The organism is Thermosulfuriphilus ammonigenes (assembly GCF_011207455.1).
GTDB classification, from domain to species: Bacteria; Desulfobacterota; Thermodesulfobacteria; order Thermodesulfobacteriales; family ST65; genus Thermosulfuriphilus; species Thermosulfuriphilus ammonigenes.
On sequence record NZ_CP048877.1, the window covers coordinates 563,802 to 586,693 of the forward strand.

At 53.5% G+C, this 22,892-nt stretch carries 20 protein-coding genes; 6 read left to right on the forward strand and 14 right to left on the reverse strand.

Going from position 1 to position 22,892, the window contains the following annotated elements:
- Positions 1-109: 109 nt before the first annotated feature.
- A complete protein-coding gene (locus G4V39_RS02675) occupies positions 110-1,642 on the forward strand; it encodes a methyl-accepting chemotaxis protein (protein ID WP_166031471.1) in 1,533 nt (510 codons plus the stop codon).
- Here the strand turns inward: G4V39_RS02675 and G4V39_RS02680 are convergent.
- The 10 genes from G4V39_RS02680 to nifH form a co-directional block, all read right to left on the reverse strand.
- Complete coding sequence (locus G4V39_RS02680; RefSeq protein ID WP_166031472.1) at positions 1,639-2,958, reverse strand: radical SAM protein; 1,320 nt, start codon at positions 2,956-2,958, stop codon at positions 1,639-1,641. The two genes, G4V39_RS02675 and G4V39_RS02680, sit on opposite strands and share 4 nt — an antisense overlap.
- Before the next feature lie 298 nt (positions 2,959-3,256).
- On the reverse strand, positions 3,257-4,534 hold the full coding sequence (gene nifB / locus G4V39_RS02685; protein WP_166031473.1) for a nitrogenase cofactor biosynthesis protein NifB: 1,278 nt from the start codon (positions 4,532-4,534) through the stop codon (positions 3,257-3,259).
- Positions 4,535-4,551: 17 nt separating this feature from the next.
- A complete protein-coding gene (locus G4V39_RS02690; RefSeq protein WP_166031474.1) occupies positions 4,552-5,952 on the reverse strand; it encodes a nitrogenase component 1 in 1,401 nt (466 codons plus the stop codon).
- Positions 5,953-6,019: 67 nt separating this feature from the next.
- The gene (gene cynS / locus G4V39_RS02695; RefSeq protein ID WP_166031475.1) at positions 6,020-6,505 is read right to left on the reverse strand and encodes a cyanase; all 486 of its coding nucleotides are present in this window, start codon (positions 6,503-6,505) and stop codon (positions 6,020-6,022) included.
- 11 nt (positions 6,506-6,516) lie between these two features.
- On the reverse strand, positions 6,517-7,893 hold the full coding sequence (gene nifE, locus G4V39_RS02700; RefSeq protein WP_166031476.1) for a nitrogenase iron-molybdenum cofactor biosynthesis protein NifE: 1,377 nt from the start codon (positions 7,891-7,893) through the stop codon (positions 6,517-6,519).
- Positions 7,894-7,904: 11 nt separating this feature from the next.
- The gene (nifK, locus tag G4V39_RS02705; RefSeq protein WP_166031477.1) at positions 7,905-9,275 is read right to left on the reverse strand and encodes a nitrogenase molybdenum-iron protein subunit beta; all 1,371 of its coding nucleotides are present in this window, start codon (positions 9,273-9,275) and stop codon (positions 7,905-7,907) included.
- Positions 9,276-9,341: 66 nt separating this feature from the next.
- Complete coding sequence (nifD, locus tag G4V39_RS02710; protein WP_166031478.1) at positions 9,342-10,967, reverse strand: nitrogenase molybdenum-iron protein alpha chain; 1,626 nt, start codon at positions 10,965-10,967, stop codon at positions 9,342-9,344.
- A 19-nt stretch (positions 10,968-10,986) separates the two neighbouring features.
- Positions 10,987-11,385, reverse strand: a complete 399-nt coding sequence (locus G4V39_RS02715; protein ID WP_166031479.1) for a P-II family nitrogen regulator — start codon at positions 11,383-11,385, stop codon at positions 10,987-10,989.
- A gap of 12 nt (positions 11,386-11,397) precedes the next feature.
- Positions 11,398-11,724 carry a P-II family nitrogen regulator gene (locus G4V39_RS02720; RefSeq protein ID WP_166031480.1) on the reverse strand — a complete coding sequence of 109 codons (327 nt, stop codon included), beginning with the start codon at positions 11,722-11,724 and terminating at the stop codon, positions 11,398-11,400.
- Positions 11,725-11,770: 46 nt separating this feature from the next.
- On the reverse strand, positions 11,771-12,595 hold the full coding sequence (gene nifH, locus G4V39_RS02725; protein WP_166031481.1) for a nitrogenase iron protein: 825 nt from the start codon (positions 12,593-12,595) through the stop codon (positions 11,771-11,773).
- Positions 12,596-12,864: 269 nt separating this feature from the next.
- Here nifH and G4V39_RS02730 point away from each other — a divergent pair, with 269 nt between their 5' ends.
- The 5 genes from G4V39_RS02730 (at position 12,865) to G4V39_RS02750 (ending at position 18,495) form a co-directional block, all read left to right on the forward strand.
- Positions 12,865-13,995 (forward strand): LeuA family protein, encoded by a 1,131-nt coding sequence (locus G4V39_RS02730; protein ID WP_166031482.1) that lies wholly within the window; start codon positions 12,865-12,867, stop codon positions 13,993-13,995.
- The gene (locus G4V39_RS02735; RefSeq protein WP_166031483.1) at positions 13,962-15,590 is read left to right on the forward strand and encodes a sigma 54-interacting transcriptional regulator; all 1,629 of its coding nucleotides are present in this window, start codon (positions 13,962-13,964) and stop codon (positions 15,588-15,590) included. The genes G4V39_RS02730 and G4V39_RS02735 overlap by 34 nt, the downstream gene beginning before the upstream one ends.
- A gap of 212 nt (positions 15,591-15,802) precedes the next feature.
- Positions 15,803-17,176 (forward strand): ammonium transporter, encoded by a 1,374-nt coding sequence (locus G4V39_RS02740; RefSeq protein ID WP_166031484.1) that lies wholly within the window; start codon positions 15,803-15,805, stop codon positions 17,174-17,176.
- A 76-nt stretch (positions 17,177-17,252) separates the two neighbouring features.
- Entirely contained in the window at positions 17,253-17,591 is a 339-nt protein-coding gene (locus G4V39_RS02745; protein WP_166031485.1) for a P-II family nitrogen regulator, read from the forward strand.
- Between the two features lie 85 nt (positions 17,592-17,676).
- Complete coding sequence (locus tag G4V39_RS02750) at positions 17,677-18,495, forward strand: TorF family putative porin (RefSeq protein ID WP_166031486.1); 819 nt, start codon at positions 17,677-17,679, stop codon at positions 18,493-18,495.
- A 231-nt stretch (positions 18,496-18,726) separates the two neighbouring features.
- Here G4V39_RS02750 and G4V39_RS02755 read toward each other — a convergent pair whose 3' ends face one another.
- The 4 genes from G4V39_RS02755 to G4V39_RS02770 form a co-directional block, all read right to left on the reverse strand.
- Entirely contained in the window at positions 18,727-19,125 is a 399-nt protein-coding gene (locus tag G4V39_RS02755) for a c-type cytochrome (RefSeq protein WP_166031487.1), read from the reverse strand.
- Between the two features lie 11 nt (positions 19,126-19,136).
- A complete protein-coding gene (locus tag G4V39_RS02760; protein ID WP_166031488.1) occupies positions 19,137-20,216 on the reverse strand; it encodes a metallophosphoesterase family protein in 1,080 nt (359 codons plus the stop codon).
- A 26-nt stretch (positions 20,217-20,242) separates the two neighbouring features.
- Positions 20,243-21,337 carry a cytochrome-c peroxidase gene (locus tag G4V39_RS02765; RefSeq protein ID WP_166031489.1) on the reverse strand — a complete coding sequence of 365 codons (1,095 nt, stop codon included), beginning with the start codon at positions 21,335-21,337 and terminating at the stop codon, positions 20,243-20,245.
- Positions 21,338-21,512: 175 nt separating this feature from the next.
- A complete protein-coding gene (locus tag G4V39_RS02770; protein WP_166031490.1) occupies positions 21,513-22,841 on the reverse strand; it encodes a sigma-70 family RNA polymerase sigma factor in 1,329 nt (442 codons plus the stop codon).
- Positions 22,842-22,892 lie beyond the last annotated feature (51 nt).

Sequence of the window (22,892 nt, forward strand, 5' to 3'; positions counted from 1 at the left end):
CCTACCCGCCGATAACCATTTTTAAAGTAATTTAAAATTATTCCAATTTTAACCAAACAATTAGATTAAAAAAATCTAAACAAAATCAAAACAATCAGGGGAGGGAATGATGAAGCGTCTCCGGCTTGATGTGATCATGGCCTTGGCCGTGGTGCCCTGTATCTTTCTTATCCTTATTGGCGGCTATCTCCTTCTTTCCATTAAGACGGCCGAAAGCCTATCGGGATCAAAGGCCGAAGGGTTAGTAGCCGCTATTGTCAGTTTGAACGAGGCCGTCATGCCCCCCAACGACTATCTCATAAGCGGTGATCCTGAAGAAGGGAAACATTTTCAAGAGGCCTCGATCCGCTTTGAGAAGTATCTTCAATCCTTTGCCGAGCACATTCACTCTCCGGAAGAAAGGCGGCTCTATGAAGAAATAAAGCTCAAATGGCCCCGATTTAAGACCCTAGCTAAAGAGATACTCTCTCTTGAGAGACCTCAGGGGAACCGCCGGGGATATGAACTTATGGAGGAGATGGACTCCCTGGGAGAGAACCTGGAGGCCGATCTGGAGAAGCTTCTGGGCCATCTTTTTGAGGAGATGCACCGCGACTACAGCCATTTAAGAAGACTTTCCCTAAAGGGGGTTCTGGCTATCATGGCCATTGCCCTGGCAGCCACCGGAGTGGGAATTTTTCTTCTCTTCCAACTGGGATATTTCTTTAAGGAGATAGCCCGCTTTATGAACTCTGTAAGCCAAGACCAGGATCTTACCCAAAGACCAAAGGTACGGGCCATCTGTCAAGAACAGAAGGATTTCCTTAAGGCCTTAGAAAAAATTTTGGAATTTTTCTCCGGTTTTGTTAGCCGATTAAGACAGGTAACCTCAAAGGTATATGAGCTAAGTTCTCAAGTGGATCAGCTCTCAGACAGAGTGACCCGGTTAAATGGTGAGATTTACGAAGACTCCCAGAAGGTCTCCCAGCTGGCTGTCAAAACTACGGACAATATCCAGTCCATAAATACAGCTAGCGAGGAAATGAAACGGGCCATTTCCGAGATCTCCCAGAACTCTCAGGAGGCAGCCACTACGGTACAACAGGCCGAAAGGGAGATCAGAGAGGCCAACCAACTGGCCGAACGTCTTGGTCAGAGCTCAAAAGAGATAGGTGAGATCGTTAAGATGATAAACTCCATAGCCGAGCAGACTAACCTTCTGGCCCTAAACGCCACCATTGAGGCCGCCCGGGCCGGGGAGGCCGGAAAGGGCTTTGCCGTGGTGGCCGGCGAAGTTAAGGAGCTGGCCAAACAGACGGCCAGGGCTACTGAACGAATCACAGAGATGATTAGCAGCCTTCAACGAGACAGCAGCCAGACGGTAGCCGCCATAGGCCAGATATATCAAACCATTGACACCATCAATCAAACTTCAGAAACCATTGCCGCTGCGGTGGAAGAACAGACGGCTACGGTCTCGGAAATCAGTGAACACCTGGGCCATGCTGTAGAAAGATCACTTCTGGTCACCGACAAGATCAAAGAAGTCACCCAAAGAAGCCAAAAGGCGGCCCAAGAGGCCCGGACCCAGAAGGAGCACATCTCTCAACTTCGCTCAGAGGTAGAAGGGCTCGAGGCCTCCGTGAAGAATGTCCGGGTCTAGGGAACCACATCCGTATAGGGGGCCAGGAAGGCCGAATGATCATAGATATCTTGAAGGCTGATCTTGGCCCTCTTAAGGAGAGAGACCAGTTCCGGGAGGCGCTCCAGCACCAAACCAACGTGTAGTCTGGTCAGCTGACAGTACTGAAGAGTCCTTAGGGGAGAGCCTGTCAGGGCCTGCACAGGGCAGCGCCCCCCACAGTAGGCATGGACTCCGCAGTTCGAACACCCTAAGGACTCTTTGTAGGCTACCAAGGCCTCAAGGTCTGGGGAAACGGAGAAAATCACCGAACCATCCTCGCCTATCTCACCCAAAGCCCACTCTGGTGGAAGATCAGCACAGGCGTGAAGCCGGCCATCAACCAGATCATAATTTTTGGCCAATTCCACCCCGCAGGCGGTATGTCCTCGTTTGTGGCCGGAGAGGGCATAAATGATGAGTTCGTTTAGGTGAACGATGGGGAGAACCCGGCCCTCCTTAAGATGTTGAAGATAAACATCAAGAATGGCTGAAAATTCTTCTTCATATCGGGCGACATAACCGGCCAAATCTTCAAGGGGTTCAAATGTCTCCACCCAGTGCCAAAAGAAGTAGTCTGCCAGACCCTCGGCATAAAGCTCCATAAATTGCTGAAAACATCGAATCAGGGACTGTTCTTCTCTCAGGGTGGACCACTGGAGAACCCGAGAGGAAACGGCCCGCCGCAGGCGCCTTAAATTGGCTATGATCCTGGAGAGCTTGGTCCCCCGTCTTATCCGATTGTGTTGTTCCTCATCGCCATCTATCGAGACCGAATAGAGCCAGATGGTCTCCATCAAGTGGGGATATTTATCCAGGGCCCGGGAGAGAAGCTCCCCATTGGTATAGACCAGATAGCGGATCCTCTCCGCCTCCGGGAAGGTAGAGATAAGGCGGACAATGGCGTCCATCTTATCGGCGGCTAAAAAAGGCTCGCCTCCATAAAAACAAACAGTGACCGTCTCTCCAGGATAGCGAGCGACCAGGTTGACTATCGCCCGGGCGTCCCGCTCAGGAACTGTCTCTCCCGAGGTAACCAGAAGAGAACGCGGGGCCTCCAGCCCTAAGGTGACAGCAGCATTAATACACCCTTTGCAGCTGGCATTACAGCGGCCAGTAACAGTAAGATGAATGAATATCGGATCCTTAGCCTGATAGTAAGACCCTGACCAGAGAGGAGGGGAAGGCATGACTACCGAATCCGGCCGAGAAAGATCACCAAAACGGGGGTGTTTAAGCCCTGTAATACGGGGAAAGACAGGAAGATGACCCTTTAACTCTGCCAGACAAGTAGCCATAAACCTCCCGTCTGAGTTTGTTTAAAAAAACACAAATGTTAAAGACTTATTTTTAAGGATTGTCTAACTCAAACAGGAGGTCAAGCAGATAGCATCTTTAAAAAAGAAGAAAAAAGTCAATGTTATAGAGGAGTCTTTTATAACACATAAATGACACGAAAATGAAAACTTAAAACCCTTTTTATATTCAAACCAAGGCGGACGTCTCTTCGGGGAGGGACCTGAGCCTGATCTATTTTGGGACAGGGAAGATCCCTCCCCCCGGGAAGACCCAGCTGGGATTTGATGATATCAGGTGTCAGAGACAGCCCAGGCCTCCACCCCCGCGGCACCCTCCAGAGCATCCCTGACGTCGGGCCTTAAACAGGCCGGGGGCACCGCCCTCATATACAGCCTTGAGACCCTCTTCGATAAACCCGGTCATTTCATAGGCCTTTATGCCTGCCTCTTCAAGGACCTGACGGGGGTTTTCTCCCAGTCCGGCAACCAAGACCGCTCGGCAATCCTTCAAAATTTCTGACAGGGTGAGCCAACGCTTTAAACCTCCACCTGGACGCGGGGCCGGACGCTCCTCTACAGGTTCAAAACCTCCCGACTCCGTACGCCTCCAGATCTGAAAGCTTGCTGCTTCACCGAGGTGAAGGTTAACCAGAAGGCCCTCTCTGGTAGCCACAGCCACATAAGGACGATCCTCGTCTCCCTTAAGGGGCAAGGTGGCACAGGCCCTAAGACAAGAGGCCAGCTCCTTGGCTCTATCTTCTCCCAGAAGCCCCACAGCATCGGCCCGACAGCGGGTACAATGACGCATCTGGGGAAGGTAGCGGGCGGCCTGATCCCGCAGACGGGAGATAAGAACCGGATCCGGCTCGGCTATATCCTCAAAGGGGGTCTCACGGGTGGGATACATGGGAATACAGTTGAAAAGATCCACCCCTAAAGAGGCCATCTTTTCCGCCACCTGGATAACGTGTTCTTCATTTATACCCGGGACAACAATGGTGTTCACTTTGACCATGATTCCCTTCTCTTTTAGGGCTGTCACCCCTTCGAGCTGGCGTTCAAGAAGAAGGCCTGCCCCCCTTTCTCCCCGGTAAACGACCTTTCCATCCCTCACCCAGGCATAAATCTGGGAGCCAATCTTTGGATCGATGGCGTTTATGGTCACCGTGACATGAGATACAGAAAGGGAGGCCAAATCGTCCACATAGGCCGGAAGAGCCAGGCCATTGGTAGCCAGGCAAAGAATGAGCCCCGGGAAGCGTTCTCTTATGAGACGCAAGGTCTCAAGAGTGGCTCCCGGGTTGGCCAGGGGGTCTCCAGGACCGGCTATGCCGGCCACTGAAATCCGGGGCTCAAGTTCCAGGACCTTCTCCATATAGGCTAAGGCCTGGTGAGGTGAGAGGACCTTGCTTGTCACCCCAGGCCGGCTCTCATTGGTGCAATCATATTTGCGGTTACAGTAGTTACATTTGATATTGCACTTAGGGGCCACCGGCAGATGAACCCGCCCAAACTGGCCCTTGGCTTCGGCGTTAAAGCAGGGATGATGGTGGACATCAAAGTCTTTGGTCTTCATGGTCTCCTCCGTATCTGCTAGATATAGGTGTAGCCCACAGATGAGGTCTCCTGACGCCTCTCGATGATGGCGTTAACTAAGCGATCAAGCAGGGCCAGGGCCCCCCGATAGCCTAAATGCATAATTCTCTGGGCTCCGAAACGATCATGGATAGGAAAGCCCACCCGCACCAGGGGAAGCCCCATCTTTCTGGCCAGGTGGTAGCCTTTGCTGTGGCCGAGGAATATATCTGGAGAGAGTTCCTCACACAGACCGGCGATACCATAAAAATCAACCCCAACGGCCACCCTGGGTGGCTCAGGAAGAATATCGTTGGTCACCTGGGAGATAGCGTCAGGAAAGTCTTTCTGACGATCGCCGGTGGCGCAGAGAACAGGTCTGGCCCCTATCTCAGCCAAAAAGCTGGTCAGACCGACAACCAAATCCTCCTCTCCGTAGACAACCACCTTTTGGCCAAAGAGATACTTATGGGCATCTACCATGGCATCTATTAGGCGCCCCCTTTCAAGAAGGTGCTTCTCGGGGATGGGGCTGCCCGAGATCTCAGAAAGGGCCTCAAAGAAGCGATCTGTCTCCCGCAGGCCGATGGGAAGACCGAGGTGATATGTCTTGAGGCCGAAGCGCTCCTTAAGGACTTCTGCCGGACTCCGGCGGCCTTTGACCAGCCGACCGAGATCCACGAAAGCTCGGGCTCGTCCTAAAGACTCGATCTCGGCAATGGGTGTCCCTCCGGGAGGAATCCGTTGATATTCTTCAGCTGCCGGGGCATCAAGGGGATCAGATATGTCGGGCACAATGGTTCCCGACAAACCGAAATCGGAGAGGATTTCCTTGAGATAACGGATATCGGCCGGGGACACGAGCCCGGGGAACACCCCCACCTCGTGCCTGGAGCCGGGCTTTTTGGCGGCCACCTGGGCCAGAAGAGCACGGGTGGCCGCCAAAAAGCCGTCTTTATGGGTGCCCGAGTAACTGGGGGTGGAGGCAAAAACGAGATAGGGGCCCTTTTGGCCATCAAAGTTAGCCCCCGTCTCTCGTTTGAATTCCTTTAGAATCAGGGGGACGTCGTCTCCGATGGTCTCCGTAAGACAGGTGGTGGCGATACCGATAAGCCTGGCGCCATACTTGTTGGCCACATTCATAAGCCCCAGTTTAAGATTTGGCCCGCCTCCATAGACGGCGTGCTTCTCCCCCAGAGAAGAGGAGGCAATGTCCATGGGTTCACGAAAATGACTGATAAGGTAGCGGCGCATATAGGTGGCACAGCCCTGGGAGCCGTGAAGAAATGGCACTGATCCCTCTACCCCCCGGAAGGCCAGGGCGGCCCCCAGGGGCATGCACATCTTGCAGGCATTGGTGGTGGAAACATACTCCCGGCGAGAGCCGCTTATAAAGGACGCACTTCTAGCCTCGGGCATTTACATCCTCCTATCTAAGGCTTTTGCAGGTCCTTAAAGGGGGCCAAAGGCCCCTAAAAGGACGAAACTACCACTTTCGATAAGGAAGGAATTTGCCTTCTAGGGTGATCACCACCCGATCTCCGGCCGGATCAGGCTTCTTCCGGATATCAATACTGAAGTCAATGGCGCTCATTATCCCGTCGCCGAACTCTTCATGAATCACGGCCTTAATCGCCGGACCATAGACCTGAAGAATCTCGTAGAAGCGATAAACCGTAGGGTCACGAGGGATATCTTCCAGGAGTCTTCCCCGATAAGGAGGCCGCTGAATACAGGCTACCACCTCTTCATCCAGACCAAGGATCTCCTGAAGGCGGCGAGCCTCCTCTTCAGAGGCGGTAGCTTGACCATAGAAAAGGGCAGCAACCCAGACCTTATCCCGTCCGAGTTGCCGGCCAAGCTCTTCAAAGGTAAGACCCTTTTCTTCCTTGGCGGCCAGAAGACGGTTTATCCAGAGACGACGGCGACAGCCGTGATGATGGCCTTGATGAGACTGAGTGGAACAACACATGATTCTTCCTCCTAAGAAAGTTTTTGGCCCTGCGTAGGCTTCCCAAGGCTCTGGGCCCGGGGAACAAAGCGCCAGACCGGGCTCATCACCGTGCTGTAGACCTCGCGGGCAAAGTTGTACATGCCCACGAAGCCCTCAAGAGGCAGTTTGCGCTCGTGGTTGTGGTCACAAAATCCTACCCCCAGTTTGTAGGCGATGGGCCGTTCCTTGACGCCACCGACAAAGATGTCGACCTGCTTTTCCCGGAGAAAGGTGGAAAGCTCAAGGGGGTTAGAATCATCGACAATAATGGTCCCCGGGTCAGTAATGGCGGCCAGCTCCCGGTAATCTTCCTCTGTCCCTGTCTGGGAGCCCACCAAAACAACCTTCATTCCCAGAAGCCGGAAGGCCTTGACCAACGAAAAGGCCTTAAAGGCTCCGCCCACGTAGATAGCGGCCCTCTTCCCTGAAAGGGCGGCTCGAAACTCCTTAATTTGGGGATAAAGAACCTCCAGCTCCTGCCGGACCAGTTCTTTAGTCCGGGCCATGATCTCCGGATCACCAAAGTGTTCGGCCACGGCATAGAGGGACTCGGCCATGTCCTCCACACCAAAGTAGGAGACCCTGATAAAGGGAATACCGTAGGCCTCTTTCATCATCCGGGCCAGGTCCAGGGTGGCCCCCGAACACTGGACGACGTTAAGGGCCGCCCCATGGGCCCGGCGGATATCATCCACCCGACCGTCTCCGGTAATGGTGGCCACCACCTGAAGGCCCATGCGCTCGTAGTACTCCCTGATGATCCAGATCTCGCCGGCCAGGTTAAAATCGCCGAGGATGTTGATGCTCAGGGGGGATATCCCCTCAGTAGAGCCGGTTCCCACCAGGCGGAAGAGGGCTCGACAGGCGGCATTGTAGCCGGCTCTTTTGTTCCCCTTAAATCCCTCTGACTGCACAGGGATGACCGGAATCCCCTCTTCAGCCTCCACCCTCTTGGCCACCGCCTCCAGGTCATCACCGATAATGCCTACAATGCAGGTGGAGTAAACAAAGGCCGCCCGGGGCCGGTGACGGGCGATAAGCTCTTTGAGGCAACGGTAGAGCTTTTCCTCACCGCCAAAAATAACGTCCCGCTCGCTGAGATCCGTGGAAAAGCTTAAGCGATGGAGTTCCGGCCCAGAGGAAAGAGCCCCCCGAATATCCCAAGTGTAGGCAGCGCATCCCACCGGCCCGTGGACCAGATGAAGGGCGTCGGCCACCGGATAAAGGACCACCCGAGAGCCACAGAAAACACAGGCCCTCTGGCTGACGGCCCCGGCCAGACTCTCCCGATTACAGGCAATCCGGAAGGCCCCCTCCCCTTTGGTATATATCTGGTCTTTTCTTTCCTCAAAGATGACTGCCGGCATCCTGGCCTCCTCTACATAACAAGCTCAAAGGACTCATCAGCGTCGTCGCGATCTTTACGATCAAGCAGGGTGTTTACGATTCGGGAAAGAAGATACATCCCGCCGCGGTAGCCAACCGTTGGGAAATAGCTGTGTCCCACCCGATCCAAAATGGGAAAGCCAAAGCGGACAAAGGGGATATCTTCAGCCCGGGCAATGTACTTGCCGTAGGTGTTGCCTACCAGCAGATCCACCGGTTCGTTCTTTATCCACTGGTGAAGGAGAAAGAGATCCCCGGCCGCCCGCACGTTGGCCCCGGGGGCTACTTCTTTGAGGATTCCCTTTAGCCGGAGCTCAAAGCGCTTCCCCGGCGTGCCTGTAAGAACATGGATCGGCTTCATGCCACAGCTGACGAGAAACTCAGTAAGGGCGATCACCTGATCCGGGTCGCCAAAGATGGCCACTTTTTTGCCATAGAGGTAGTGCTGCATGTCCGTCATGATGTCGATGAGGCGCCCCCGATCATCTATCAGGGTCTCCGGAGGTTCCAGGCCGGTGATATCCATAATGGCCTGGACAAAGCGGTCCGTAGCCGCCACCCCAATGGGAAGATCAAGGACTTTAAAGGGCACGCCGCACTTGTTCTCTAAGGCCTTGGCCGCCGCTTCAGAGGCCCAGGGTCCAAGGGCCAGAGTGGCTTTGGCTGAGCCGGTAGCCTTAAGGTCGTCTATCCGGACTCCGCCCTTGGGAAAGAGATGATAATCTCCCGTCTGAGGGGTATCGAGAACATCAGAGGTGTCGGGGAAAACAATCCCTCTCAGACCAAACTGAGAAAGCAGGGATTTTATCTCCCGCATATCTGCCGGCTCTACAAAGCCGGGAATAACATTTAGATGCTCGCCGGCTGTCTCCGACTCGGCAAAGTAGTCCACCATGGACTTGACCATATTGGAGAAGCCGGTCACATGGGAGCCGACATAGCTCGGGGTGTTGGTGTGGATGACCCACTTGCCCTCTGGAATCAGACCGTCTTCGCGGGCCTTCTTTATGATTGTGGGCAGATCATCACCTATCGTCTCCGAAAGACAGGTGGTGTGGACAGCAACGACATCTGGATTATAGACTTTAAAGATAGTCCTTAAGGCCTGGCGAAGATTCCCTCCTCCGCCGAAGACGGCCGCTCCTTCAGTAAAAGAGCTGGTTGCCGCCACCACCGGCTCCCGATAGTGGCGGGTGAGGTGGCTTCGGTGATAGGCACAGCACCCCTGGCTTCCGTGGCTGTGGGGCAGACAGCGGTGGATACCCAGAGCGGCATACATGGCCCCAATGGGCTGGCAGGTCTTGGCTGGATTGATGCGCAGAGCCTTTCTCTCCTGAATTTCTTTAGGGGTCATATCAAGCATGGTCTCACACTCCTCCTGAAGTCTTATCCTAGATCCTGGGGGCGGGAGGACAGTCCCGCCCGCTGTTTATGAGGTCACAGGTTCCGCCTTAAGAACCGGGGTCTTCTCCCAGGGAGGCCTTATGTAGCTCCAGGCCGGGTTGTTGATCATCATGTCTATTTCTCTGGCGAAGTTGACCGCCCCTCGGTAGCCGGCATAAGGACCGCTGTAGTCATAGTTGTGGAGCTGTTTTGAGGGGATACCGAACTTCTCGATGATGTATTTGTCTTTGATCCCTGAGCAGACAATATCCGGTTTGAAGCGTCGAATGAGGATCTCCAGTTCGGCGTGACTGATATCATCAATAACGATACTGCCGGCGGGCATATCGGGCATCATGCCTTCGTAGTAGTCAATGATGCCCGCCTCTTTCAGGGCAGCCAGGATCTCCTCCGGCTTGCGCAGGCGGAATCGTTCCGGATCTGGCTCTACGTGAAGCTCTTCAATGTTTCGACTGTCAGCATCGATCTTGATAAAGGGCAGGACCTGCCGCCCCTCATAGTCATCACGGTGGGCAAATTCATAACCGGCAACAATGGTCTCCATGCCCAGATCCCGGAAGAGATCCTGATAATGATGGGAGCGAGAGCCTCCCACAAAAAGCATGGCCGTCTTGCCCTCCAGACGCTTTCGGTAAGGGGCTATCTGCCGCTCGGCCTCGGCCTCCTCCTCGGCGATGACCTGCTCAATGCGCTCGGTAAGCTTGGGATCATCAAAAAACGTAGCCAGCTTACGCAAAGTCTTGGAGGTGGCCTTGACCCCGATGAAGTTGACCTTCATCCAGGGGATCCCGAAGCGGGTCTCCATCATCTCGGCCATGTAGTTGATGGATCGATGACACTGGACCAGGTTGAGCTGGGCCATGTGGGCCCGCCGCAACTCATCATAGGAGGCATTGCCGCTAAAGGTGGCCAGGACTTTGATACCGCACCGTTCCAGAATGCGCTCTATTTCCCAGGCATCTCCTCCAATGTTGTACTCTCCCAGGCAGTTGACGGTGTAGCCCTCCACTTCTACATCATCGAGACCGACGATGTGTTTGAAGAGACCATTGTTGGCAATATGATGGCCAGCCGACTGGGAAACCCCTCGATATCCTTCGCAATTAAAGGCCACCACCTGGATGCCCAACTTCTGACTCATTTCTTTAGCTACTGTCTGGATGTCATCTCCAATAAGGCCCACCGGACAGGTGGCATGGACACTTATGGCCTTGGGTTTGAAGATCCGGTAGGCCTCCTCAATGGCCGCCCGGAGCTTCTTTTCTCCACCAAAGATGATGTCATCCTCCTGCATGTCGGTGGAGAAGCAATAGTGGAGATAATAGTGGCCGTCCTCACGGGGACGCCCCTGGTTCCGTCTGGTGGCCCAGGCGTAAAAGGAGCAACCTATCGGCCCATGAACGATATGAACCATGTCCACGATGGGACCGATGACCACCCCTTTGCAGCCGGCATAACAGCAGCCTCTCTGGGTAATGATGCCGGGAACCGTTCGGACATTGGCCTCTATCTGCTGTTGCTGGGATGGATCACGAACAACGATGTGTTTGCGCCTCTTTTTGGCCACCTTGGCCGGATAAAGGCTGATGATTTCCTCCACTACCTGGTGGGGATCAACAGCCGGTGCCTTCTTGAGTCTCAGATCCGCCATGGATATCCCTCCTTAACCCTTACTTACCGGTCATTTCGTCGATGGCCGTCTCTCCAGACTCTCCGGTTCGCACCCGAATGACATCAGAGATGGGCATAACGAAGATCTTGCCATCGCCGGGATTACCAGTCTGGTTGACCTTGATAATGGTCTGGATGACCTCAGAAACTTTGGCATCAGGGACGATAAGGCTTATCATCCGCTTGGGGATAAGACGCGGCCCCTGCGCCAAAACAGCCAGGGCATCGGCACTGTCTTCCGGGTCTTCATTAAGGGCCTCAATGTATTTGAAATCCACAGGCCTCCGTCCCCGGCCCAGGGCCTTAACCGCGTGGAAGGCCGGGTAACCAGCCTCTACCAGGGCCTTCTTGGTCTGGTTAATCTTGTTCATACGAATTACCGCCAGCACCTCTTTCATCTCTGCCTCCCTTTAGGCTTCTCTAGTCCCAGAGCTGATGGTGTAGACCTCTTCCACCGGGCTGACGAAGATCTTGCCGTCACCGTAAGCCCCCTTCTCCCCGGTCCGGGCACTTTGAAGGATGGCCTGGACAACAAAGTCCTTTTCCTCATCAGGAACTACTACCATGAGCATTTCCTTGGGCAGCTCATCATAGATCACATCCCCAAGGCGGATGCCGCGCTGTTTACCCCGGCCAGCCACTTCAATCTTGGTGACGGCCGGATAGCCAGCCTCCAGTAAGGCCTGCATGACCTCAGCACTTTTTTCCGGTCTGACAATGGCTCTGACCATGATCATCTTTTTCCTCCTTGCTGGTTTAAATGGGGAAGGCCCCGATTTGGCTCTAGTCCAAAATGCCGTATTCCATGAGGAGCTTCTCAAGCTCGTCGGTGTGCATGGGCTGGGGGATGACAAACATGTCGTTTTCGTCGATGGCCTTGGCCAGATTGCGGTAGTGCTGGGCCATTTCACAGTTGGGGTCATAATCAATGACTGTCTTGCGGTTTATCTCCGCCTTCTGAACCATGTTGTCGCGGGGGAGAAAGTAGATCATCTGCGTGCCCAGCTTCTTGGCAAAGGCCTTGATAAGCTCTTCTTCATTTTCTACCTTTCGACTGTTACAGATAAGACCACCCAGACGAACACCTCCGGCCTCGGCAAATTTGCGAACCCCTTTGCAGATGTTGTTGGCTGCGTACATGGCCATCATCTCGCCAGAGCAAACGATGTAGATCTCCCGGGCCTTTCCTTCCCGGATAGGCATGGCGAACCCACCACAGACAACGTCACCCAGAACATCATAGAAGACGTAGTCCAGACCCTCGCTTTCATCGTAGGCCCCTAAAGATTCGAGGAGATTAATAGAGGTAATGATGCCCCGGCCGGCACATCCCACCCCCGGCTCCGGGCCTCCTGACTCCACGCAAAGCGTGCCCCCAAAGCCCACCTTGCGGATATCGTCAAGATCTACATCCTCTCCCTCCTCCCGGAGGGTATCGAGGACACTCTTTTGAGCCAGACCACCTAAAAGGAGCCTGGTAGAGTCCGCCTTAGGGTCACAGCCCACCACCATGACCTTCTTTCCCATCTCAGCCAGCCCGGCAACTGTATTCTGGGTGGTGGTAGATTTGCCGATACCGCCCTTTCCGTAGATAGCAATCTTTCTCATCTAGTCTGACCTCCTTTGGCTTAAGATTTCCGTTTTGCCAGACGCCTGTGGCAAGCCCTGTGCCAAATCCGGTCAGAGTTATCTAAAGTCTGTTAGTTAACGTCTATTTTTGACATCTCTTTTGGCAGAGAACAGTCAGAGAAAATCTGACAATAGTGGCCTTATCGTTCAATTAAATTGGGGCAAAGGTTGCAAAAATGTCAGATTTTCAGGGAACTGTCTTCTGGAATCTATTTTGCTTTTTATTTAGGACGGAGGCGGATGGAGAGATGCTCCTAGACACTACTCTTAGAGAAGGAGAACAACGCTTTGGAGTCTATTTTAGCCCGGAGATCAAACTCGGTCTCCTAGAAAGGCTGGCCCGCCTGGGGGTGGAAGAGATAGAGCTGGGAGTGGCCAGTCCGGACAAAGAGCTGGAGAAGCTCCTTACGGCCGCCAGCAGGCTCCAGGTCCGGGTCAGTATCTGGGCCCGGCTCCGGGAGGAGGATCTCTACTTGACAAAAGAGTTGGGAGTGAGTCGGGCCAACTTCGGGTTGCCGGTCTCCCTTGATCATCTTCAGAGAAGGCTAAGAATCGGCCCCCAGGAGGCCCTCAAGAGGATAAAAAAATTGATTTCCCAGGCCAGTCGGGTCATCCCTTATGTCTCCCTCGGTCTTGAAACCGCCAGTCAGGCAGAGCCTGACTTTCTTCTTAAAGCCGCCGAGACGGCCATTGAATCCGGGGCCAAAAGGATCAGGATCTCCGATACTCTGGGAATATTGAATCCCCTGGAGACAGCGACCATCATCAGAAGGCTGCGGGAAAGGATTCCCGCAGCCGAATTGGCCTTCCATGGTCACAATGACTTCGGCCTGGCCACGGCCAACGCTATCGCCGCCCTGGAGGCCGGGGCTAGGTGGGTAGATGTATCTGTTTTAGGACTGGGCGAGAGGGCCGGCATAGCCGCCCTGGAAGAGGTGGTCGCCTATCTGTATTTTCGGAGAAAAAAGACCTCCTACCACCTCGAAAACCTCGGTGAACTGTGCCGCTTTGTGGCCTGGCACGCCAGGTGCCCCATCCCGGAGCACAAACCCATAATTGGACGGGGGCTCTTTCTCTGCGAGACAGGGCTCCATGTCCACGGCCTGGCCCAGGCCCCCGAACTTTACGAACCCTTCCCTCCCGAAAAGATCGGCCTAAAACGACGTTTGGCCCTGGGCAAAAAGAGCGGCCGGGCCGCTGTAAGACTCAAACTTAAACAGATGGGGATATCCGTGCCGGATGAGGCCCTGGATGGTCTGGTCAGGGCCATTCGCCAGGTCTCCCGGCTTAAAGAGCGCCCCCTAACCGAGGCAGAAATCCATCAGATCGTCGAGGACCAGAAGATATGGCCGAACAAAAAGATTTTTACAAAAATGTAAACAAAAAATATCCAATCAACACCAAAAATGTAAAATCGCTCGATGCCCTGGAGCTGGAGGTCCTTTACGCTATCTCCGAGGTCATAAGCGATGTCTTGGAGCTCGATCGGGCCCTAAGAAGGGTTCTGAGAATCCTCTCCGAGACCCTGGACATGGAGAGGGCCACCATCACCCTGCTTGACGAAGAATCGGGGAGGCTGGTCATCAGGGCCTCCCATGGTCTCTCGCCCCAGGAGGAGCAAAGAGGCATCTATGCCATCGGCGAGGGTGTCACCGGACAGGTTTTTGCCACCGGCGAGCCCTGCGTGGTTCCCGATGTTCGCTCTGAGCCCCTATTTCTTAACCGAACCGGGGCCCGAGCAGTGGCCAAAGAGAGGCTTTCGTTTATCGCTGTTCCCATCACCCTTAAAAGGCACCCCATTGGAGTCCTGTCGGTGGACAAACTCTTTGGCAAAGACGTTGATCCGGCCGAAGATGTAAAATTCCTAAAGATCGTGGCCACCCTCATTGCCCACTTTGTCAGCCTGAATCAACAGGTAGCCGCCAGAGAAAAACTCTTAAGACAGGACAACCTGAACCTCCGCCGAGAGCTAAAAAGCCGCTTTCAGCGTCTTTTCTGGCACAGCCAGAGCCCGGTCATGCAGAGGACCCTTGAGATGGTCCGCAAGGTGGCCCCCACCAAGGCCACCGTGCTTCTTCTGGGAGAATCCGGGACGGGAAAGACCATGACAGCCCGGCTCATCCACGAGCTCTCTCCCCGAGCGGGGAAGCCCTTTGTCAAGATAAACTGCGCCGCCCTGCCCGAAAACCTCCTTGAGGCCGAGCTTTTTGGCTATGAGAAGGGGGCCTTCACCGGAGCGGTGACCTCAAAGAGCGGTCGTCTGGAAGAGGCCAACGGGGGCACGGTGTTTCTAGACGAAATCGGAGAGCTGCCCCTCTCCCTCCAGGCCAAACTTCTGCGGTTCATCCAGGAAAGGGAGTTTGAAAGGCTGGGGAGCACCAAAACAAAAGAGATAGATGTCCGTCTCATCGCTGCCACCAATCGCGACCTGGAAGAGGCCGTGGCCAGAGGTGAATTTCGCTCCGATCTCTACTTTCGATTGAGCGTCTTTCCCTTAGAGCTTCCCCCCTTAAGGAAGCGCCCTGAAGACATCCCCCTGCTTCTTAACTTCTTTTGTGAGCGGGCCTCCCAGGATTACGGGCGGAAGATCATTCTCAGCCAGGAGGCCACAGAGCGACTGGTCCATTATTCCTGGCCGGGGAACATCCGAGAGATGGAAAATATCATTGAGCGGCTGGCTATAGTCTGCGAGAAGGTCCCCATTGCCCCGGAAGACATCGAGCCCTTCCTACAGACCGACCACTTAGATCAGCCCTCTTCAGAGGAAGAGTTGCCGAACAAGGAGAGCCACTCCCTTAAAGAGATGGAGAAAAGGGAGATCCTTTTGGCCCTCAAACGCAACCAGTGGGTCCTCACCTGGGCCGCCAAAGATCTGGGGCTCACCCTCCGTCAACTCCGATACCGCATCCAAAAACTGGGGCTTCAGCCATCCATTCCCCTTCGTCGGGGCCGCCCCCCTTTAAGAAAAAAATAAATCTTTACTTTTTTGTAACATACCCACCAAAACAATCTAACATCTTTGTAAAGTTTTCCTGACATACCAGAAATATTCCGGGGCTAGAATGTTTTTTCACCAGGCTTGTTTTTCGCAACCTGCTAATATTACGTCTGTTTTTGCAAAGGACACGTTTGTGGCACAGGTCTTGATTATGAAGGAAGCAAGAAATCATGCAGAGGAGGTTTATCATGAAGAGGCGTCGTTTGTGGACTCTGGTGGTTTGGGGCTCGCTGGCCCTCTCGGGATCGCTGGCCTGGGCCGGTGATCCCACGGGAGCCCAGACTTTAAAGTCCGACCCCGGGCTCCCGGTAGATTACGTCTGGGTTCTGATCTGCGGCTTTATGGTCATGTTCATGCAGGCGGGTTTTGCCTGTGTGGAGGCCGGTTTCTGCCGGGCTAAAAACGTCACCAACCTCTTTACCAAAAATGTCATGGATTTTGTCGTCGGTTCCCTGGCCTTCTGGGCCCTTGGCTACGGAATAATGATGGGCACCGACTGGAAGGGGCTCTTGGGAACCTCCGGTTTTTTTCTGAGTGGAGATGGCTATGACGTTGGTAACTACCTGACTTTCTTCTGGCAGATGGTCTTTGCCGCCACCGCGGCGACCATCGTCTCCGGAGCGGTGGCCGAGCGACTCAAGTTCCAGGCCTATCTTGTCTATTCGGCGGTGATCACCCTCTTTATCTATCCTATTTATGGCCACTGGGTCTGGGGAGGGGGCTGGCTTTCTAAACTCCCTTACGGTCTGGGGCACCTCGACTTTGCCGGCTCCGGTGTTGTCCACGCCGTAGGGGGTTTCATTGGTCTGGCGGGAGCCATTGTTCTCGGCCCTCGCTACGGAAAGTTTGACAAAAACGGCAGACCTCGGGCCATCCCTGGTCACAGCCTGCCCATGGCCGCCCTGGGAACCTTTATCCTCTGGTTTGGCTGGTACGGATTTAACCCCGGCTCCACCTTTTCTGCACACCACCTGAGGATCTCGGTGATCGCCGTAAACACCACCCTGGCGGCCTCAGCGGCCTCCCTTACAGCCCTGCTCATCATTTTGCTAAAGACCAGGCGTTTTGATCTGGGCATGGCCCTCAACGGGGCCCTGGCCGGACTGGTGGCCATCACCGCCCCCTGTGCCTGGGTTGAGGCCTGGGCGGCAGCGGTTATCGGCATAGTGGCCGGATTCATTGTTGTCGCCGGTGTCTATCTCCTCGAGGGTCTTAAGATAGACGATCCGGTAGGGGCGGTTCCCGTCCATGGTTTCAATGGTATCTGGGGTCTTCTGGCGGTAGGAATTTTTGCCGACGGCACCTATGGCAACTACTCCATAGAGCCTCCCTTCGTCAAAGGGCTTCTCTATGGTGGTGGTGTTGATCAGTTCATCTCCCAGCTAATCGGGGCGGGAGCCTTAATTCTCTGGGCCTTTGGCTGCGGCCTGGTGCTCTTCAAGGTGCTCGATAGCCTCATGGGCATTCGGGTTGAGCCCAAAGAGGAGCTCATGGGTCTTGATATTATCGAACACGGGACTCCCGCTTATCCCGAGTTCTACACCATGAATAGCCAGACATAATAAGCACCCCCCTCGGGCAGGAAGGCCTAAGGCCTCCTGCCCACCCCAAAAAGAAAGATAGACAAGGAGGCAAAAGATGAAAGAGATCAGGGCTATCATCCGCCCGGAAAAGCTCCATGACGTCCTTGAGGCCTTAGATAAAGTCGGCCATCCCGGGGTCACCGTCACCAGAATCGAAGGGCACGGTCGTCAGGCCGGCCTGGTAGAGCAGTTCCGAGGGCGAGAGTACCGGGTGGAGTTGCTCCCCAAGGTCAAGCTGGAGATCGTCTGTCAGGAAGAAGAGGTTGAAAGCCTTACCCGGACTATCGCCGAGGCCGCTCGAACCGGAGAGATCGGCGACGGCAAGATCTTCGTCTATGACGTCCTGGACGCCATGCGCATAAGAAGTGGCGAAAAGGGCAAGGAGGCTGTTTAGGCCTTCTCTTTTCTGGCTTGTGTAACTATTCCGTAACCTGTAGGTTACGGGCCAATTAAAAACTAAATACTAGAGGAGGTGTAGGATGGAAGTAGTTCGCTTTCGGGTAGGTGCATGGTTGGTTGGTATGGTTCTTTTATTGGCTACGGTTCTTCCGGCCTGGGGTCAGGAGAAACCATCAGGTGAGGCCAGTGTTGATGTCCTCTCCCAATATATATGGAGAGGCTATGCTCTCAGCTCAGACAGCGTAGTCATTGAGCCTTCTATAGGTCTAAGCTATAGAGGTTTTTACGCTAACTTCTGGGGAAACTACGACACCAATGAGAAGTCAAACGCCTCTGGAGGGCCAGGCCGCACCCCCGATGAGGCCAACTGGAACGAAACCGACTTCACCGTCGGCTACACCTATGACAAGCTTCCCTACGGCCTATCCTTGGACGTGGGAACCATCTACTACTCCTTTGACTATGCCGACGATTCCTTTGAGATCTATGCCGGCCTTTCGGCCACCTGTCCTTTCACCGGAATTGACTTCGGTCTGACTGTTTATCGGGAGGTCTCCCACTATCCTGGCTGGTGGATCGAACTTTCTGCCGCCAAGAGCTTTCCTCTCCCCTGGTACAAGGCCAGCCTGGATCTTGGGGCCACGGTTATCTATCAGAGTTCGGACGATGCCGGAGCCTATGCCGATCCCGATGATCCTAACGATGAATACTCTGCCTGGCATTCAGCCAACATCTCCGTGGCGGTAAGCATTCCCGTGGGTGAATACATCACCGTCACCCCCCAGGTAGGATACTGGTTCGCCCTAAGCTCTGACGCCAAAGATGTTATCGAGACTACCTCCTGGGAATCTCAACACGATTACCTTTACGGCGGAATTGGGGTCAGCATGAGCTGGTAGCCCTCCTCTCTTGACTCTCCTCACCTCCAAAGGGGGCCAGAGGCCCCCTTTGGCTATCGTATTTTCTTCCGCCACCAAGAGAGAAAAAAATCCGGCCCGGCAAAAGCAGATTGAGAGTTGACAGGAAATAACAGAATCCGCTCCCACTTTTCGAAAACGAAAAATGAGAACGGATTCTTATAATGTCGACTATTTGAGCCCCGTTGTAATAACCAGCTCCTAAGGCTTAATTTAGTGCTTACCTGGAGCCAGAGGGACGCCCCTTCTTTCCCAGGTAATGTAGGCCTCAAGGGCTATCATCCGCGGATCATCAAGGGCCAGGCCCTTTCCCTCCAGAGGATTTTCGATACACCAGTTGATCATCTCCCTTAAGGTGGCTACCTTCCCCAACTGCTTCTGAAATTTAGGATAAGTCTCAGGGTGGATATTGCTCCCATTCGGATGGCACATATCGCAGGAGACTTTATTGGTGCCCAAGGGGCTGTGAAAAAGGCGCTCTCCTTCGGCAACTACCTTCATAAAAGATTCTTGCCACTTCTTAAGGTCTTCTTTAGTAAACTCATCGGCCTGGATATATGAAGAGAGGGCAAAAATGGCTGCTAAGACCAAGACAAATCTTTTCCAGATCATAATTAACCTCCTTAATAGTGTTCCTGGGGGGGGATCCTCTTGTCGGGATCCTGGTACTTAGAGTCAACGGGGTGCCCAACTTCCTGGTCAAAATAAACCGTTCGAGGCTGATTTTCCCAGAGCTGGTAGTGATGGATCACCCGACCACTTTCTAGATCAACGTACGACCAACCCGTGCCGTCCCGTTCGTGAAAGGGATCCGCCCGGTTCATAAAGACCGTCATCTTGGGAACCATGTTGGGCTTCTGGGTATAGGAGACAGGATACGGCCACGGCCAGGCTGTGGACATAAAGGCCAAGAAGCTGATGTTGCCGATCTGGTTGTAAAGCACCTGATGTACATGACCGTGAAGAACCGTAACCTTCTTAAAGGGGCTGAGGATCTCCTGAACAGCCTCAGCATCATCGGTCCAGAAGTTCCAGGGTTTAAAGATTTTGTAGAGGGGAGAGTGCGAGAGAACGACTATAGGGGTCTCTGGGTTCACTCTGGCCAAGTCTTTCTTCAACCAGCTCCGCTGCTCCTCGCCCACCATAAAGGGAGAGCCCTGGGGATTGTCCAGGCGGGCCATCTGATTCATTCTCTCCTCGGCTGAAGGCCACTTTTTCATCCAGTCTTCATAGGTAAGAATGCTATTGAGGACGACAAAGTGAACACCTTTGTGGTCAAAGCTGTAGTAGAGTTTGCTCACCTTCTCCTGCCAATGCTCCCCAAGATCCAGGTAGTAGTCATGTTCGCCGATAACGAACTTAATGGGCACGTCAATCTTAGAGAGGATCTCCAGCCCGTGGTCTATCTCTTCCTTTTTGCCCAGCTGAGCCAGATCACCACCAAAGACGACAAAATCTGGCCTTGGCCACATAAAGTTGACCTCGGCCACAGCCTTGCTCAGCCCCTCATCAAAATTGCGGACAAACTTGGTCCCTTTGATATGGGTCAGGTGGGCGTCGGAGATACAGGCGAAGGTAAATTTCTCTCCCTCCTCCTTACCCCAAACCACTTCTACCAGGTTAAGGGGCAAGGTGCTGGCTGCAGCGACTAAAGAGGCCTTTTTAAGAAACGCACGGCGGTTTAGGCCTTTCTTTTTCTTCATTATACCTCTCCTTTCTTATGATTTTCCTACTTCTTGAGTAGATGTTGATACTCCGGACTGGTGAGGCTTTTTAGGAACTCCACCAGATCGGCCTTTTCCTGTTCGGTAAGGTTAAGAGGCCTGATACCACTGGCCAGGAAGGGGTTTTTCTCCCCACCCTGATTGTAAAGCTCAATTACTTCCTCTAAGGTCTTAAGGCTTCCGTCATGCATATATGGGGCGGTAACAGCCACATTCCGCAAAGTTGGTGTCTTAAAGGCCCCAAGGTCAGAAAGGTTAAGGGTCACGGCAAAACGGCCGAGCTCTGAAATCTCCACCTTGCTCAAAACAGCCTCGTCAAGGGAGCCACCGGCCTGTTTCATCTGCCGATAGCGGTTGACGATCTCCCGGAGGCGGGGAGCTATCTTGTCAAAACCTACCCCAAGATTGTGAAACTTGTTGTCGGTAAATATGGCATAACGCTCGCCAATGGTGTGACAACTCTGACAACGCCCCTTACCCTTGAAGACCTCAAATCCTCTTTTGGCCGCCTCCGAAATGGCGTTTTGGTCTCCACCATAAAGATAGCGATCAAAGGGAGAGTTACCAGAAATAACCGTCCGCTCAAAGGCAGCAATGGCCTTGGCCACATGGTCAATAGTGATAGAAGAGGTCTCAACCCCAAAGACCTCCTTAAATCGACGCTGGTAGTCGGGATCTTTGCGGACGATCTCTACCACCTGATCATGACTGGTGAGACCATGCTCCACGGGGTTGAGCAGCGGATCCTTGGCCTGCTCTTCAAGGGTGGCCCGACGACCGTCCCAGAATTGGCTGGTGTAATAGACCGCATTTATTACTGTAGGCGTATTTCTAGTCCCCTTAAGGCCTCTTATCCCTTCCGCCACAGGGAGGCCATCTACAAAGGCCAAATCCGGTCGATGGCAGGTGGCGCAGCTTACCGTCCCGTCGGCACTAAAGCGTTTGTCTTCAAAAAGGGCCTTGCCCAGCGCCACCTTAGCCGGAGTCAGAGGATTGTCCTCAGGAACAGGAACCGGTGGTAGCCCCAGGGGAGGCTCAGCCCAGAGGGAAGAAAGAGAAAAGAGAAAAAACATTAAAACAAAAAACGCTCTTTTAAACATCTAAACCTCCAAACCTAGATTTATTTTTCAAAAATCTTAAGCAATAATTGTTAATACTTAAATTTAAGTAAATCTCAAATTAGATTTATTCTTAAATAGAAGAACTAAAAACAAAAGTCAAGAAGAAAAATAAAAAGGGGGGCTTGGCCCCCCTTCTTGAGGATGGAATCCAATTTTACTCAAAGAAGTGTTTCAGGTGATCGCGGCGGGTGTTGTGACGGAGACGATTGAGGGCCTTCTTTTCTATCTGACGGATTCTCTCCCGGGAGACCCCAAAGCGCTTTCCTATCTCCTCGAGGGTATATTCGCCATCTTCACCGATACCAAAGCGGAGCCTGATAATCTTCTCCTCACGGGGAGAAAGGGTGGAAAGAATGCTTCGGATCTTCTCAGTAAGCTCCTTATCTCGGACTTTCTCATAGGGAGAAGGCGAGGTCTGATTTTCGATAAAATCACCCAGGGTTGAATCTTCATCTCCCACTGGAGTCTCTAAAGAGACCGGCTCCCGGCTGGCCTCCAAAATGGCCAGAATCTTCTCCTGGGGCAGACCAGTGCGTTCGGCTATCTCCACTGGAGTTGGCTCTCGGCCAAGCTCCTTGACCAGCTCATACCAAGCCTTAAAGAATTGGCTCCGAAGCTCCAAAAAGTGGACCGGAAGACGAATGGTGCGCGTCTTATCCAGAATAGCCCGGGTAATAGCCTGCCGAATCCACCAACTGGCATAGGTGGAAAACTTGTTGCCCTTGCTGTAATCAAAGCGAAAGACAGCCCGCATAAGCCCCAGGTTGCCTTCCTGAATGAGATCGGCCAAAGAAAGGCCCTGATTCATGTAGCGCTTAGCAATGGAGACCACCAAACGGAGGTTGGCCTTGATCATCTCATCTTTGGCCTTTTCTATCTCTGCTGCCCGGGCCTCCACCGCTGCCAGAAGCTCAGAGAGCCCCTTTTCCTGGGGGTGCTTCCTGGCTATCTCCCGAAGACTGCGCAGCATGATGTTCAGATGGCTCTTCTTGGGCTTGAGCCCCGGATCTCGATGCCGCCAGAGGGCTATCTGCTTCTTGAGGGCCTCGATCTCTGGAAGCTCTAAGGAGCACTCTTCTATAGACTTAACTATAAACTGAAACCCCCCACGGATAATCCGGGAAAGCTCCTCTTCACGCTCCGGCGTCAGCAAGGGGTAACGCCCCATCTCCCGGAGGTAGGCACTGGTGATCTCCTCCGTTTCGTGGACCTCCTCCTCAGGGGCCTCTTCCTCGGGGGCCTTCGGGGCTTGTGGCTGTTCAACCTTCTGAAGCCAGATACTATTCCCCTCTTCGGGGGCATCAACCACCTGAATATTGTTCCGAAAAAGAAAATCAAATATCTCTTCTATCTCCTGAGGATCCTTGATGTCCTCAGGAAGAAGTTCATTTAGAGCCTCGTAGGTTAAAGCCCCACCCTGGGATGCCTCAAGGAGTCTCTCCTTGACCTTTTTCTTGGCTCTGTTAGAGTCCTTCTTGGGCATGTTAAAAATCACCACCTGTCTTTTGTTTTTAGACAGAAAGAATTTCATAAC

What these genes read in the sequence shown, in the direction of transcription:
- nifE (WP_166031476.1), bottom strand. Translation starts at nt 7,893, where the DNA reads ATGCCGGCAGTCATCTTTGAGGAAAGAAAAGACCAGATATATACCAAA.
- G4V39_RS02730 (WP_166031482.1), top strand. Translation starts at nt 12,865, where the DNA reads ATGCTCCTAGACACTACTCTTAGAGAAGGAGAACAACGCTTTGGAGTC.
- G4V39_RS02675 (WP_166031471.1), top strand. Translation starts at nt 110, where the DNA reads ATGAAGCGTCTCCGGCTTGATGTGATCATGGCCTTGGCCGTGGTGCCC.
- G4V39_RS02760 (WP_166031488.1), bottom strand. Translation starts at nt 20,216, where the DNA reads ATGAAGAAAAAGAAAGGCCTAAACCGCCGTGCGTTTCTTAAAAAGGCC.
- cynS (WP_166031475.1), bottom strand. Translation starts at nt 6,505, where the DNA reads ATGTGTTGTTCCACTCAGTCTCATCAAGGCCATCATCACGGCTGTCGC.
- nifB (WP_166031473.1), bottom strand. Translation starts at nt 4,534, where the DNA reads ATGAAGACCAAAGACTTTGATGTCCACCATCATCCCTGCTTTAACGCC.
- G4V39_RS02765 (WP_166031489.1), bottom strand. Translation starts at nt 21,337, where the DNA reads ATGTTTAAAAGAGCGTTTTTTGTTTTAATGTTTTTTCTCTTTTCTCTT.
- G4V39_RS02740 (WP_166031484.1), top strand. Translation starts at nt 15,803, where the DNA reads ATGAAGAGGCGTCGTTTGTGGACTCTGGTGGTTTGGGGCTCGCTGGCC.
- G4V39_RS02750 (WP_166031486.1), top strand. Translation starts at nt 17,677, where the DNA reads ATGGAAGTAGTTCGCTTTCGGGTAGGTGCATGGTTGGTTGGTATGGTT.
- nifD (WP_166031478.1), bottom strand. Translation starts at nt 10,967, where the DNA reads ATGGCGGATCTGAGACTCAAGAAGGCACCGGCTGTTGATCCCCACCAG.
- G4V39_RS02745 (WP_166031485.1), top strand. Translation starts at nt 17,253, where the DNA reads ATGAAAGAGATCAGGGCTATCATCCGCCCGGAAAAGCTCCATGACGTC.
- G4V39_RS02680 (WP_166031472.1), bottom strand. Translation starts at nt 2,958, where the DNA reads ATGGCTACTTGTCTGGCAGAGTTAAAGGGTCATCTTCCTGTCTTTCCC.
- G4V39_RS02735 (WP_166031483.1), top strand. Translation starts at nt 13,962, where the DNA reads ATGGCCGAACAAAAAGATTTTTACAAAAATGTAAACAAAAAATATCCA.
- G4V39_RS02690 (WP_166031474.1), bottom strand. Translation starts at nt 5,952, where the DNA reads ATGCCCGAGGCTAGAAGTGCGTCCTTTATAAGCGGCTCTCGCCGGGAG.
- G4V39_RS02770 (WP_166031490.1), bottom strand. Translation starts at nt 22,841, where the DNA reads ATGCCCAAGAAGGACTCTAACAGAGCCAAGAAAAAGGTCAAGGAGAGA.
- nifH (WP_166031481.1), bottom strand. Translation starts at nt 12,595, where the DNA reads ATGAGAAAGATTGCTATCTACGGAAAGGGCGGTATCGGCAAATCTACC.
- G4V39_RS02720 (WP_166031480.1), bottom strand. Translation starts at nt 11,724, where the DNA reads ATGATCATGGTCAGAGCCATTGTCAGACCGGAAAAAAGTGCTGAGGTC.
- nifK (WP_166031477.1), bottom strand. Translation starts at nt 9,275, where the DNA reads ATGCTTGATATGACCCCTAAAGAAATTCAGGAGAGAAAGGCTCTGCGC.
- G4V39_RS02715 (WP_166031479.1), bottom strand. Translation starts at nt 11,385, where the DNA reads ATGAAAGAGGTGCTGGCGGTAATTCGTATGAACAAGATTAACCAGACC.
- G4V39_RS02755 (WP_166031487.1), bottom strand. Translation starts at nt 19,125, where the DNA reads ATGATCTGGAAAAGATTTGTCTTGGTCTTAGCAGCCATTTTTGCCCTC.